The organism is Inhella sp. (assembly GCF_041912635.1).
In the GTDB taxonomy this organism is placed as follows: domain Bacteria; phylum Pseudomonadota; class Gammaproteobacteria; order Burkholderiales; family Burkholderiaceae_C; genus Inhella.
Genome location: NZ_JAYRMO010000020.1, coordinates 54,178 through 66,460, shown reverse-complemented (window position 1 = coordinate 66,460; position 12,283 = coordinate 54,178). Strand labels below are relative to the sequence as shown.

Annotated in this window: 10 protein-coding genes; 9 read left to right on the top strand and 1 reads right to left on the bottom strand. The window is 69.1% G+C overall.

Annotated elements, in window-relative coordinates; all coding sequences use genetic code 11:
- Positions 1 to 33 precede the first annotated feature (33 nt).
- Both ACE3QP_RS13070 and cueR read left to right on the top strand, forming a co-directional pair.
- Complete coding sequence (locus ACE3QP_RS13070; protein WP_374436677.1) at positions 34 to 225, top strand: heavy-metal-associated domain-containing protein; 192 nt, start codon at positions 34 to 36, stop codon at positions 223 to 225.
- Between the two features lie 16 nt (positions 226 to 241).
- Positions 242 to 793: a Cu(I)-responsive transcriptional regulator gene (gene cueR / locus ACE3QP_RS13065; protein ID WP_374436676.1), complete on the top strand. Its 552-nt coding sequence runs from the start codon at positions 242 to 244 to the stop codon at positions 791 to 793.
- On the opposite strand, the gene ACE3QP_RS13060 is transcribed toward cueR, so the two are convergent.
- A complete protein-coding gene (locus ACE3QP_RS13060) occupies positions 794 to 934 on the bottom strand; it encodes a hypothetical protein (protein WP_374436674.1) in 141 nt (46 codons plus the stop codon).
- Positions 935 to 1,290: 356 nt separating this feature from the next.
- Here ACE3QP_RS13060 and ACE3QP_RS13055 point away from each other — a divergent pair, with 356 nt between their 5' ends.
- The 7 genes from ACE3QP_RS13055 to ACE3QP_RS13025 all read left to right on the top strand — a co-directional run bounded on the left by ACE3QP_RS13055 (position 1,291) and on the right by ACE3QP_RS13025 (position 12,281).
- The gene (locus ACE3QP_RS13055; RefSeq protein WP_374436672.1) at positions 1,291 to 2,337 is read left to right on the top strand and encodes a LacI family DNA-binding transcriptional regulator; all 1,047 of its coding nucleotides are present in this window, start codon (positions 1,291 to 1,293) and stop codon (positions 2,335 to 2,337) included.
- Between the two features lie 203 nt (positions 2,338 to 2,540).
- Positions 2,541 to 5,522 (top strand): TonB-dependent receptor, encoded by a 2,982-nt coding sequence (locus tag ACE3QP_RS13050; protein WP_374436671.1) that lies wholly within the window; start codon positions 2,541 to 2,543, stop codon positions 5,520 to 5,522.
- Between the two features lie 49 nt (positions 5,523 to 5,571).
- The gene (locus ACE3QP_RS13045; protein ID WP_374436669.1) at positions 5,572 to 7,101 is read left to right on the top strand and encodes a tryptophan halogenase family protein; all 1,530 of its coding nucleotides are present in this window, start codon (positions 5,572 to 5,574) and stop codon (positions 7,099 to 7,101) included.
- A 3-nt stretch (positions 7,102 to 7,104) separates the two neighbouring features.
- Positions 7,105 to 7,797, top strand: a complete 693-nt coding sequence (locus ACE3QP_RS13040; protein ID WP_374436667.1) for a SapC family protein — start codon at positions 7,105 to 7,107, stop codon at positions 7,795 to 7,797.
- Complete coding sequence (locus ACE3QP_RS13035) at positions 7,797 to 8,780, top strand: cupin-like domain-containing protein (RefSeq protein ID WP_374436665.1); 984 nt, start codon at positions 7,797 to 7,799, stop codon at positions 8,778 to 8,780. Before ACE3QP_RS13040 ends, ACE3QP_RS13035 begins: the two co-directional genes overlap by 1 nt.
- A gap of 7 nt (positions 8,781 to 8,787) precedes the next feature.
- A complete protein-coding gene (locus ACE3QP_RS13030) occupies positions 8,788 to 10,317 on the top strand; it encodes a tryptophan halogenase family protein (RefSeq protein WP_374436663.1) in 1,530 nt (509 codons plus the stop codon).
- Positions 10,318 to 10,994: 677 nt separating this feature from the next.
- Positions 10,995 to 12,281: an ABC transporter substrate-binding protein gene (locus ACE3QP_RS13025; RefSeq protein ID WP_374436661.1), complete on the top strand. Its 1,287-nt coding sequence runs from the start codon at positions 10,995 to 10,997 to the stop codon at positions 12,279 to 12,281.
- The last annotated feature ends 2 nt before the right edge of the window (positions 12,282 to 12,283 follow it).

The following is a 12,283-nucleotide window of genomic DNA, read 5'->3' as shown; positions in this document are numbered from 1 at the left end:
ATGAGGACACCTCATCCCCAACAGGAGCCCTTCGTGCAAAGCTTTCACCTCCCCGACATGAGCTGTGGCCATTGCGCCAGCCGCATCGGCCAAGCCCTGAAAGAACTGGATCCGCAATGCCGCATCGAGTTCGCGCTGGGCGAACATCGCATCACGGTGCAGAGCCAGCAGCCACGTGAGGCGCTGGCCCAGGCACTGCGAACAGCGGGCTACCCGCCCGCCTGACCAGAAGGAGCGCCCCATGCCCCGCCCACTGAACATCGGTGAGGCCGCCGACGCCGCCGGCGTCTCGGCCAAGATGATTCGCCACTACGAGCAGATCGGTCTGCTGCCCGAGGCCGCGCGCACCGAGGCCGGGTACCGCCAGTACGGGCCACGCGAGGTTTCGATCCTGCGCTTCATCCGCCAGGCGCGCCGCTTGGGCTTTTCGATTGAGCAGGTGGCCGGCCTGCTGGGCCTGTGGAGCCAGCGCGACCGCAGCAGCCGCGAGGTCAAGGCGCTGGCGCAGCAGCACCTGCATGAGTTGGAGGCCAAGCTGCAGGAACTGCAAACCATGAAGCAGGCCCTGGAGCAGCTGGTGCAGGCCTGCGCGGGCGACGAGCACGCACATTGCGCCATCCTGGACGGCCTGGCCGTGGCCAGCCCCAGCGCGCCCGAGCCGGGCAGCGTGGGGGCCAGGCCGGTCAAGCCGGGGCGCGCGGCCAAACCAGCGCCCAAGGCCAATGCGCCGGACGGCCACGCCGACCTGATGGCCTGGACGCGCAGCTTCACCCGCGAGGGCGAACGCGCCTGATCAGAGCGTCAGGATCCAGCGCGCCAGCTCGCGCGCTTCCTGATCGCTGACGCGCGGGCGCTCGGACGGGTCGTGCATCTTGGCCTTGTTCCAGCGCGGCCCGCCCGTGCCAGCGCTGCCCGCGCGGAGGGTGATCACCATCTGCGTCTCGGCGTCCTTGCGGCCTTTCCAGGCGGTAGCGATCTACTTGAACGCGGGCGCGGCGTCGTCGCTTTTTAATGGCATGGCAGCCCATGCATTGCTTCACTTGCGCCAGCTCTTCACTCGCCAATACGGCGTTGATGGGCAGGGCGGCCAGGGCCAGGGTCATCGGGATCAAAGGCTTCATCGCACTCTCCTCGACCAGAAGAAGCCCAGACTGGACCTGGCGTCGGCCGCCCGGTTTGCGTCAGATCGAGAAGCCGGTTCCGCGCCACCGCGGCGGCCCAGGCCGGCCCCTCACATAGACTCGCGCAACCGCTTTCAAACGCCGCCCCGCCGCGGCCCGCAGTCCCGCCATGGCCCGTACCCCGTCCCCGAAGAATGCCGCCAAGGGCGGTCCCGTCACGCTCGGCATGGTGGCCGAAGCCAGCGGGGTCTCGCCCAGCACGGTCTCGCGCATCCTCAACGGCACGGCCATCGTCAGCCCCGAGAAGCGTGCCGCGGTGGACCGCGCGATTGCCGAGCTCGGCTTCGTGCCCAACCCGATCGCGCGCGGCCTGGCCGGCGGACGCACCATGAGCGTGGGCGTGATCACCCAGTTCATCGACAGCCCCTTCTACGGCGCCGCGCTACGCGGCATCGAGGACACGCTGAGCGAGGCCGGCTACAGCCCGCTGTTCGTGAGCGGGCATTGGCAGGCCGAGGTGGAGCAGCGCTGCCTGGACACCCTGCGCGGCCGGCGGGTGGACGGGCTGATCCTGCTCAACGCCCGGCTGGCCGATGCCCCGCTGAAGGCCCTGGCCAAGACCCTGCCCACGGTGGTGAGCGGGCGCAGCCTCAAAGGGCCGGGCCTGTATGCGCTGGATTTCGACAACCAGAGCGGCGCACGCCTGGCCACTCAGCACCTGATCTCGCTGGGGCACCGCGAGATTGCGCACATCGCCGGCGACACCACCCACGCCGATGCGCGCGAGCGCCTGGCCGGTTACCAGGAGGCGCTGGAAGAAGCGCGCATCCCCTTCCGCCCCGAGCTGGTGCAGGCGGGCGACTACAAGGAAGAAGGCGGACGCAGCGCCACCGAGCGCCTGCTGGCCGGGCCGCGCCGCTTCACCGCCGTGTTCGCCGGCAACGACCAGATGGCCACCGGCGCGGCCGTGGCCCTGCACCGCGCCGGCCTGCGCGTGCCCGAGGACGTCTCGCTGGTGGGCTTTGACGACCTGGCCGGCGCCGCCTACCAGACGCCGCCGCTGACCACCGTGCACCAGGCCAGCTTCGAGCTCGGCCGCCTGGCCGCCCAGGCCCTGCTGGAGCTGCTGGCCGGCAACAAGCCCACCGTGCAGCTTCCCGAGCCGCGCCTGATCGTGCGCGAGTCCACCGCCGTGCCCGGCAACCGGGTGCGCTGAGGCCTCGGCGCGCAAACGCTTTCAAAGCAGGCTTCGGCGACATTTGGGCGCTTGCGATCGCTGGCAACTGAGGCCGATTCAACACACCTAGTAGTTACCCAAATAAACATTAGGGGTCGCTGCCGCTAATCTGTGAAAGCGCTTTCAGCATTTCCGCGCCTTTTCCGACACCCGCCCGATCGTTCGCACCAGGAGACCCTCCGATGAAGTCCCCCGCGCCCACGCGCCACGCCTTGAGCCAGCTGGCTGCCGCCTGCACCCTGTTGCTGGCCCAGCAAGCCCTGGCCCAGCAGGCCCAGCAAGCCACGCCCGAAAAGAAGTCCGAGGTCGAGCAGCTCGACACGGTGGTCGTCACCGGCATCCGCAAGAGCCTGGATTCCTCGCTGGATCTGAAGCGCAAGGGCCAAGGCGTGGTGGATGGCATCGTGGCCGAGGACATCGGCAAGTTCCCCGACACCAACCTGGCCGAGTCGATGCAGCGCATCAGCGGCGTGTCGATCGACCGCTCGCTGGGTGAGGGCTCGCGCATCACCGTGCGCGGCGTCGGCCCTGACTTCAACCTGGTGCTGCTGAACGGCCGCCAGATGCCGGCCTCCAGCCTGCAGGAGACCGGCCCCTCGAACAGCCGCGCCTTCGACTTCGCCAACCTGGCCTCGGAATCGATCGCCGCGCTGGAGGTCTACAAGACCAGCCGCGCCGAGAACCCGGCCGGTGGCATGGGCGCCGTCATCAACATCAAAACCGCCCGCCCGCTGGACAGCAAGCGCCAGATCGCCAGCATCGGCGTCAAGGCGGTGAAGGACCAGAGCAACACCCGCCTGCCCGACACCCTGGCCGGCAGCAACGTCACCCCCGAGCTTTCGGGCATCTACAGCGACGTGTTCGCCGGCGGCCAGTTCGGCATCGCCCTCTCGGGCAGCTACCAGAAGCGCGACCTGGGCTACAACCAGGCCTCGGTGCCGGGCGGCTGGCGCGCCTTCAAGGGCGACGAGAACAACTGGGGCACCATCCCCCAGGCCGGCACGCCGGGCTCGGAGCGCATCACCAACCGCCCGAAGGCGGGTGACATCTACTCGGTACCGCAGAACCTGCTCTACAGCGTGAACGGTATCGAGCGTGAGCGCACCAATGGCCAGCTGACGCTGCAGTACGCGCCCTCCAAGGCCGTCACCGCCACGCTGGACTACACCTACTCCGAGAACAAGCTGCAGACCAAGCGCAACGAGCTCTCGGCCTGGTTCAACTTCGGCCCCACCACCACCACCTGGACCGACGGCCCGGTGGCCGCGCCGCTGCTGTACCAGGAAATCATCTCGCCCGCCACCTCGGACGTGGCCATGGCCGGCGCCAACTACGGCACGCGCAACAAGAACGAGTCCACCGGCCTGAACGTGCTGTGGAAGTTCAGCGACAGGCTGCGCCTGGGCGTGGACGCCCACAAGGCCACCGCCATCTCGGCGCAGGACAGCCCCTTCGGCAGCAACGCCGTGCTGGGCGCGGCGATGTTCAACCGCGGCACCACTTCGGTGGACTTCTCGCAGGACTTCCCGGTGCTGAGCATCCAGGGCGCGCCGCTGGATGCTTCCAAGATGCTGGTGACGGGCTCGTCCTTCCGCAACAGCTACATGAAGGCCGAGATCGAGCAGTTCCAGGCCAAGGGCTCCTACCTGTTCGAGGACACCTCCAGCCTCGACTTCGGCGTCAGCAGCGTCAAGGCCAAGAACCGCTCGGCCTACGCCAACGTGCAGCAAGACAGCTGGGGCGGCCGCACCAGCCCGGCCGACTACGCCGACAGCCTGTGGATCCCGCAGCAGCTGGCCCCCTACTTCGGCCGCATGCTGGGTTCGAACGCCGGCAACCTCTACAACCAGTTCTTCACCTGGGACTTCGGCGCCGTGCGCGACGCTGCCATCAAGGCCGACGGCAGCGATGCGCTGTTCAAGTCCTCGAACCAGTTCACCACCGACCGCCGCACCACCGAAGAGAGCCAGAGCGCCTACGCCCAGTACAACACCGACTGGGAATGGGGCATCCCGATGGGCGCCGCCATCGGTCTGCGCTACGAGCGCACCAAGGTCATCTCCACCGCCCTGGTGCCTACCGCCACCGGCATCAGCTGGGTGGCCAACAACGAGTTCTCGGTCAGCTTCGGCCAGCCCGGCTTCACCACGCTGGAAGGCAAGTACGACTACGTGTTGCCCAACATCGACCTGGAAGCCGAGCTGAACGACAAGACCAAGCTGCGCTTCAGCTACGGAGAAAGCATCGGCCGTCCGGGCTGGGGCGACATCCAGGGCGGCCAGACCCTGAACCAGCTGGTGCGCATCAACGGCGGTACCGGCGCGCAGGGCAACCCGGGCCTGAAGCCCCTGCTCTCGAAGAATTTCGACCTCTCGCTGGAGCATTACTACGCCAAGGGCAGCTATGTGGCGGTGGGGCTGTTCCGCAAGAACATCTCGAACTACATCGGCACCGGCACCGTGCAGGCCACGCCGTTCAACCTGGCCACGCCGGCCAACGGCACCCTGTTCAAGGAAGCCGTGAGCAAGGGCTGCCAGGGCACCGACCTGACCTGCATCCGCAACTACATCCTCAACACCTACAACGGCAGCAAGGGCGTGGTGAAGACGGGGGTGGACAGCAATGGCAATGCCACCGGCACCATCGCCGGCCAGTCGGGCGACCCGATCGCGACCTTCGACATCACGGTGCCGTCGAACCAGAAGAGCGCCAGCCTGAGCGGGGCCGAGCTCAATGTGCAGCACCACTTCGGCAACAGCGGCTTCGGTCTTTCGGCCAACTACACCTATGTGCGTTCAGGCCTGAAGTACGACAACAACAGCCTGAAGGAGCAGTTCGCGCTGCTGGGTCTGAGCAATGCCGCCAACCTGGTGGGCTTTTACGAGGACGACCGCTTCAGCGTGCGTGCCGCCTACAACTGGCGCGGCGAGTTCCTGACCGCCACCACCGACGGCAGCGGTCTTCCCAACCCGGTCTACACCGAGCCCTATGGCCAGTGGGACCTGAGCCTGGGCTACAAGTGGGACAAGCACCTGAGCTTCCAGTTCGAGGCCATCAACCTGAATGACGGCGTGCAGCGCCTGCATGGCCGCACCAAGGAACAGGTGGTTTACATGACGCAGACGGGACGTCGCTTCATGCTGGGCGCAAGGTACAACTTCTGACCTGCAAGCCCATTGCCCGCCCCGGCCCACCCGGGGCGGGCTTTTCACCATGCGTTCTGCCCGTATTCAAGAGGTTCTGATCCTGGGGGGCGGCTCCGCCGGTTGGCTGGCCGCCGCCCTGCTGGCGGCGGAGCGCGGCCAGGGCGAGGATGCGCTGCGCGTCACCCTGGTCGAATCCCCCAACACCCCGCCCATCGGGGTGGGCGAGGGCACCTGGCCGACCATGCGCGACACCCTGCGCCGCATCGGCCTCTCCGAACGCGACCTGCTGCGCCACGCCGACGCCGCCTTCAAGCAGGGCTCGCGCTTCGTGGGCTGGCGCAATGGCCAGGACGTCTACCACCACCCCTTCAGCCTGCCGCAGGGTCATGGCGAGCTGCCCCTGGTGGCCGCCTGGGCGGCGGCCACGCCGCGCAGCGACTTTGCCGCCGCCGTGGGTCCGCAGCCCGCCGTCTGCCTGGCCGCCCGCGCGCCCAAGCAGTCCAGTACGCCGGACTACGCCGCGGTGCTGAACTACGGCTACCACTTCGACGCCGGCCGCTTCGTGCCCCTGCTGCAGCGCCACGCCGTGCAGCACCTGGGTGTGCGGCACCACGTGGCCCATGTGCAGCGCGTGGAGCGCCACACCGATGGCGACCTTGCCGCCCTGCACACCGAGGCCGGCGAACGCCTGGCGGCCGACCTCTTCATCGACTGCAGTGGCCTGCAGGCGCGCCTGATCGGCCAGGAGCTGGGCGTGCCCTGGGTCTCGCAGCGCGGCGTGCTGTTCAACGACCGCGCGCTGGCCGTGCAGGTGCCGCATGCCGACCCCCAAGGGCCGCTGGCCAGCCAGACCCTGGCCACCGCGCACAGCCAGGGCTGGATCTGGGAGATCGGCCTGCCCACGCGCCGCGGCGTGGGCTGCGTGTTCGCGCGCGACTTCGCCACCGAGGCCCAGGCCCATGACGCCCTGCAGACCTATCTCGCCCCGCAGGGCAGCGGCAGCGCCGAGCCGCGCCTGATCCGCTTCGACCCCGGCCACCGCGCCCGCTTCTGGGAACGCAACTGCCTGGCCGTGGGCCTGGCGGGCGGCTTCATCGAGCCGCTGGAGGCCTCGGCCCTGGCCTTGATCGAGCTGAGCGTGCAGCAGCTCTGCGACGACTTCCCTACCGACCGCGCGGCCATGGACACCGTGGCGCGCCGCATGAACGACACCCTGGACTACCGCTGGGGCCGGCTGGTGGAGTTCCTGAAGCTGCACTACGTCCTGAGCGAGCGCAGCGACAGCGCCTACTGGCGCGCCCACCGCGACCCCTCCAGCTGCCCCGAGCGCCTGCGCGAGCAGCTGCAGCTCTGGGCCCACCGCCCGCCCAGCCGGCGCGACCTGCCGATGGCCGAGGAACTGTTCCCTTCCGCCAGCTACCAGTACGTGCTGTACGGCATGGGCTTCGCCACGCCGGGCATGGGCGGCCCGGCCCGCCCCGATGAACAGCGCGCCGCCCAGGCCCTACTGGCCGATCAGCCCGCCCGCACCCAGCGCTTGCTGGCCGCCCTGCCCGACCATCGCCGTCTGCTCCAAGAACTCACCCAAGGCCACTGAACCATGCGCGCCGCCCTGCTGAACAACCTCGACCACCAGGCGCTGCGCCTGCGTCCGCTCACCCGCCACAGCGCCCCCGTACTGCCCGGCGCCCTGCCCACCGTGCCGGCCGAGTTCCGCCTGCTGCAGGCGCACTACCCCATCCTCTTCCAGGCCGCGGGCCCCAGCTTCCAGCCGGTAGCGCTGCTCGGGCTGGAGCAGGGCCAGAACCTGTTCCTGACCGACACCGGCTGGGACGCCGCCCACTTGCCCTGGGCGCTGGAGCGCCAGCCCCTGCTGGTGGGCCGTGAAGGCAGCCAGGCCGTGGTGCACATCGACCTCGACCACCCGCTGCTGAGCGAGCGCGAGGGCGAGCCCCTGTTCCTGCCCCATGGCGGCCAGGCCCCGCTGCTGGAGCGCCGCGTGGCCGTGCTGCAGGCCCTGCATCAGGGGCTCGAAGAGCTGCCGGGTTTCATCGAGGCGCTGTGCCGGCTGGACCTGCTGGAGCCCCTGCACTTCGACGTCGACCAGCCCGATGGCTCGGTGCGGCGGCTCTCGGGCTACCACGGCATCCACGAGGAACGCCTGGCCGCCCTGCCCGGCGCGGCCGTGGCGGCGCTGCACGAGGCCGGCCACTGGCTGCCCATCGCCATGGCCCTGGCCTCGCTGGGCCGGCTGCGCGATCTGGTCGAACGCGAGGCGCGCCAGCGCGGCTGATGCAGGACCTCGAAGTCACCCGCCCCGGCGAGCTGCCGCCTGGCGCCCTGCAGGGGCCCGAGCCCCAGCTGCTGCGTGGCCTGGTGGCGCACTGGCCCCTGGTGCAGGAGGCCGCGGACCCGGCCGCCGTGGCCGCGCGCCTGCGCGCACACTGGCGGGGCGCCACCGTGGGCGTGTGGCGCGCGCCGCCGCAGGCCGGCGGGCGCTTCTTCTACACGGACGACTTTCGCGGCTTCAACTTCAGCCGCGAGATCCACCCCTTCCCCGCCGTGCTGGACGAGCTGCTGGCGCTGCAGGAGGTGGCGACGCCCCCGGCGCTCTACATGGGATCCACCACGCTGGACACCTGCCTGCCCGGCCTGGGCGCGGAACTGCCACTGGCGCTGGATGTGCCCGAGCCGCTGGCCAGCCTGTGGCTGGGCAACCGCGCCTGCGTGGCCACGCACCAGGACTGGCCGGACAACCTGGCCTGCGTGCTGGCCGGCCGCCGCCGCTTCACGCTCTTTCCGCCCGATTGCGTGGCGGATCTCTACATCGGCCCGCTGGACCTGACCCCCGCCGGCCAGCCCGTCAGCCTGGTGGATGCGCGCGCCCCCGACCTGCAGCGCTTCCCGCGCTTCGCCGCCGCGCAGGCGCGCGCCCAGGTGGTGGAACTGGCGCCCGGCGACGCGCTCTACATCCCCAGCCTGTGGTGGCATCAGGTCGAGGCGCTGGAGCCCTTCAACCTGCTGCTCAATTACTGGTGGCGGCGCGGCCCCGCCTGGGCCGATTCGCCCATGCAGGCGCTGTGGCTGGCCCTGGCCACCGTGCGCGACCTGCCCGCCGCCGAGCGCCAGGCCTGGCGAGCGCTGTTCGACCACTACGTGTTCGACGCCCCCGAACCCACCCACATCCCCGCCCACGCGCGCGGGCCGCTCGCGCCGCTGGACGAAGCCGGCATGCGCCGCCTGCGCGCCCTGCTCCTGAACCGCCTGAACCGCTAAGCACCCCATGGACCACAAGCCCTTTGAAACCTCCACCCCGGTGCGCCGGCTGCTGATCGCCGGCGGCGGCACCGCCGGCTGGATGACGGCCGCGCTACTGGGCAAGCTGCTCGGCAAGCAGTTGCAGATCCAGCTCGTTGAATCCGAGGAGATCGGCACCGTGGGCGTGGGCGAGGCCACCATTCCGGCCCTGCACACCTTCCACGAGCTGCTCGGCCTGGATGAGCCTGAGTTCATGGCCGCCACCCAGGCCACGATGAAGCTGGGCATCCAGTTCGAAGGCTGGCGCGCGCCGGGGCAGGACTACATCCACTCCTTCGGCATGACGGGCAAAGACCACTGGAGCGCCGGCTTCCAGCACTTCTGGCTCAAGGCCCAGCGCGAAGGCATCGCCCGCCCCTATGGCGACTACTGCCTGGAGCTGCGCGCCGCCGAGGAAAACCGCTTCGCCCACCTGCCGCGGCACGGCATGAACTACGCCTACCACCTGGACGCCGGCCGCTACGCACGCTTCCTGCGCGCGCTGGCCGAGCGCCATGGCGTGCAGCGCATCGAGGGCAAGATCGCCCGCGTCGAGCAGATCGAACCCTTCGGTGCGATCCAAGCCCTGGTGCTGGCCGATGGCAGCCGGCTCGAAGCTGACTTCTTCATCGACTGCACCGGCTTTCGCGCTCTGCTGCTGGGCGAGACCCTGGGCGTGGGCTACGAGGACTGGAGCCACTGGCTGCCCTGCGACCGCGCGGTGGCGGTGCAGACCGCCAGCGTGCGCGAGGCCCCGCCCTACACACGCTCGATCGCCCATCACTTCGGCTGGCAGTGGCGCATTCCGCTGCAGCACCGGGTGGGCAATGGGCTGGTCTCCAGCAGCAAGGAGCTTTCAGACGCCGATGCGCCGGAGGTGTTGAAGCAGAACGTCGAAGGCGAGCTGCTGATCCAGCCGCGCCTGCTGCGCTTCACGCCCGGCCAGCGCCACCGCGTGTGGTCGCACAACTGCGTGGCGGTGGGCCTGTCCAGCGGATTCATCGAGCCGCTCGAATCCACCAGCATCCACCTGATCCAACGCGCCGCCATCCGTCTGGCCCAACTCTTCCCGGCCGGCGGCATCCGCGCCGTCGATGTCGAGGAGTTCAACCGCCAGGCTGCGCGCGACATCGAGCACATTCGCGATTTCATCGTGCTGCACTACCACGTGACCGAGCGCGACGATTCGGACCTGTGGCGGCATGTGCGCACGATGGAGATCCCCGCCACGCTGCGCCACCGCATCGAACTCTTCCGCGAATCCGGCCGCGTGTTCAGGCCGGCGGATGAGTTGTTTGCGGAGAACTCGTGGATTCAGGTGATGCTGGGGCAGGGCATCGTGCCCAAGGCCTATCACCCGGTGGCGGATCTGATGGGGCGGGCCGAGCTGACGCAGTTCCTGGAGCAGATTTCGCGGGATGTGGAGCGGACGGTGGGGAGCTTGCCGTCGCATCAGGAGTATGTGGAGCGGCTTTGTGCGCCGGTGCGGGCGAGGGAAGCTGCCCTGGTTGCTTGAGCTTCCGATTGCTGCCTTCGTGAGAGCCCTCGGGGGCTTCACCCCCGAACCCCGACCCGCATTTCTTTGCTGCGCCAAAGAAACGCGGGGCAAAGAAAGGCGCTCAATGCACGCAGCCGACCTAGGGTCGGCCGCGACTGCACGGCTGGCTCACATGGCTCCCACACCCCTTCTCTGCCTGCGAAAACCCGGGCACTAAGCTGGCCGGAGTACCGGCCGACTAGACCACCGCAAACCATCGCGGGCTTTCTGCGATGAACAGACTCCCAACGAGTGGTTTGGCTTGGGCTTTTGCTGGTTGGGGGTCTGTTCTTCGTCGCTCGGAGGTCATGGTCCTGGGTGCCAGGGACGACCGGTACTCCGGGCGCCTTCGTCGTCCTGCCCGTCGAAGTCAGATGAGGGCTCGTGTCAGTGTGAGCCCAAGCACCGCCATCACAGTTCGCCCCTAGGGCGACTGTGCGCATTGGCGCCTTTCTTTGCCCCGCGTTTCTTTGGCGCAGCAAAGAAATGCGGGTCGGGGTTCGGGGGTGAAGCCCCCGAGGGCTCTCACGATCGAGCAATGGATTGCCGCCCAGCGAACACTTCAGGAACCCCACGAAAACCCCCGGTTTCGCCTTCTCGACATTGACAGCACCATCAACAGTCCCTAGAGTCATGAAAGCGCTTTCATTCATCTCATGACCGATCCCAAAACCGCCGCTCCACCCTTGCCCCGCCGCAGCACCCTCGCGCTCGGCCTGGGTCTGGCACTGGGTGCCGGTCAAGCCCGGGCGCAGGCCCCGCAGCACCTCACCGTCGCCGCCTACCCCAAGCTCGACGCCATCATCAAAGCCGCCCTGCCGGCCTGGGAAGCCCAGCACCCCGGCGTCAAGGTGGAGGTGGTGAGCCGCGAGATGAACGACCACCACACGGCGATGGTGACGGCGCTGTCCACCGGCAGCCACCTGCCGGACCTGATGACGCTGGAGGTCGGTTACCTGGGCCGCTTCGCGCAAGGGCGCGGCTTGCTGGACCTGCGCCAGGCGCCCTTCCATGCCGAGCGGTTGGAAAAACGCTTCGTACCCTACACCTGGCAGCAGGCCCACAACGCCCGTGGCGAGCTGCTCGCCCTGCCCTCGGACATCGGCCCGGGCACCCTGCTCTACCGCCACGACGTGCTGACGCGCGCCGGCCTCACCGAGGCCGATCTGACGACCAGCTGGCAGGGCTTTCTGGCAGCCGGCCAGCAGATCCGCACCCGCACCGGCGCCTTCCTGCTGGCCCATGCGCGCGACATGAAGGACATCCTCATCCGCACCGGCATCCAGCCCGGCGAGGGCCTGTACTTCAGCAAGGACAACCGCGTGCTGGTGCGCAGCCCGCGCTTCGTGCGCGCCTTCGAGCTGGCCGCCCAGGTGCGCCGCGAGGGGCTGGATGCCAAGGTCTACAACTGGTCGAGCGACTGGACCGAGGGCTTCCGCCGCGGCGTCATCGCCACCCAGATGATCGGCGCCTGGCTGGCCGGCTTCCTGAACAGCTGGCTGGCACCCAAGACGCGCGGCCTGTGGCGCGCCGCCCAACTGCCCGAGGGCAGCTTCGCGGCCTATGGAGGCAGCTTCTACGCCATGCCCGCCAAGGGCGATTCCAGCCGGCGCGCCCTGGCCTGGGAGCTCCTGCAACACCTGACGCTGAACCGCGAGCTGCTGCTCAACGCCTTCCAAGCGCACGACATCTTCCCGGCCCTGGTGGACACCTTCGACGACCCCTTCTTCGACGAGCCCCTGCCCTTCCTGGGCGGCCAGCCGGCGCGCCGCATCTGGCGCGAGGCCGCGCGCCACATCCGTGCCGTCGAGGTGCACCGCCAGGACGCCTTCGCGGACGAGGTCATCAACACCGAGCTGGACAAGGTGCTGGTGCGCGGCAAGGACGTGGCCAGCGCCCTGGGCGATGCCGAACGCCTGCTGGCCCGCCGCGCCCACCGCTGAAC

Excerpts from the sequence above, each read along its gene's own strand:
- ACE3QP_RS13060 (WP_374436674.1), bottom strand. The coding sequence starts at position 934 with ATGGTGATCACCCTCCGCGCGGGCAGCGCTGGCACGGGCGGGCCGCGC.
- ACE3QP_RS13055 (WP_374436672.1), top strand. The coding sequence starts at position 1,291 with ATGGCCCGTACCCCGTCCCCGAAGAATGCCGCCAAGGGCGGTCCCGTC.
- ACE3QP_RS13040 (WP_374436667.1), top strand. The coding sequence starts at position 7,105 with ATGCGCGCCGCCCTGCTGAACAACCTCGACCACCAGGCGCTGCGCCTG.
- ACE3QP_RS13045 (WP_374436669.1), top strand. The coding sequence starts at position 5,572 with ATGCGTTCTGCCCGTATTCAAGAGGTTCTGATCCTGGGGGGCGGCTCC.
- ACE3QP_RS13050 (WP_374436671.1), top strand. The coding sequence starts at position 2,541 with ATGAAGTCCCCCGCGCCCACGCGCCACGCCTTGAGCCAGCTGGCTGCC.
- ACE3QP_RS13030 (WP_374436663.1), top strand. The coding sequence starts at position 8,788 with ATGGACCACAAGCCCTTTGAAACCTCCACCCCGGTGCGCCGGCTGCTG.
- cueR (WP_374436676.1), top strand. The coding sequence starts at position 242 with ATGCCCCGCCCACTGAACATCGGTGAGGCCGCCGACGCCGCCGGCGTC.
- ACE3QP_RS13025 (WP_374436661.1), top strand. The coding sequence starts at position 10,995 with ATGACCGATCCCAAAACCGCCGCTCCACCCTTGCCCCGCCGCAGCACC.
- ACE3QP_RS13035 (WP_374436665.1), top strand. The coding sequence starts at position 7,797 with ATGCAGGACCTCGAAGTCACCCGCCCCGGCGAGCTGCCGCCTGGCGCC.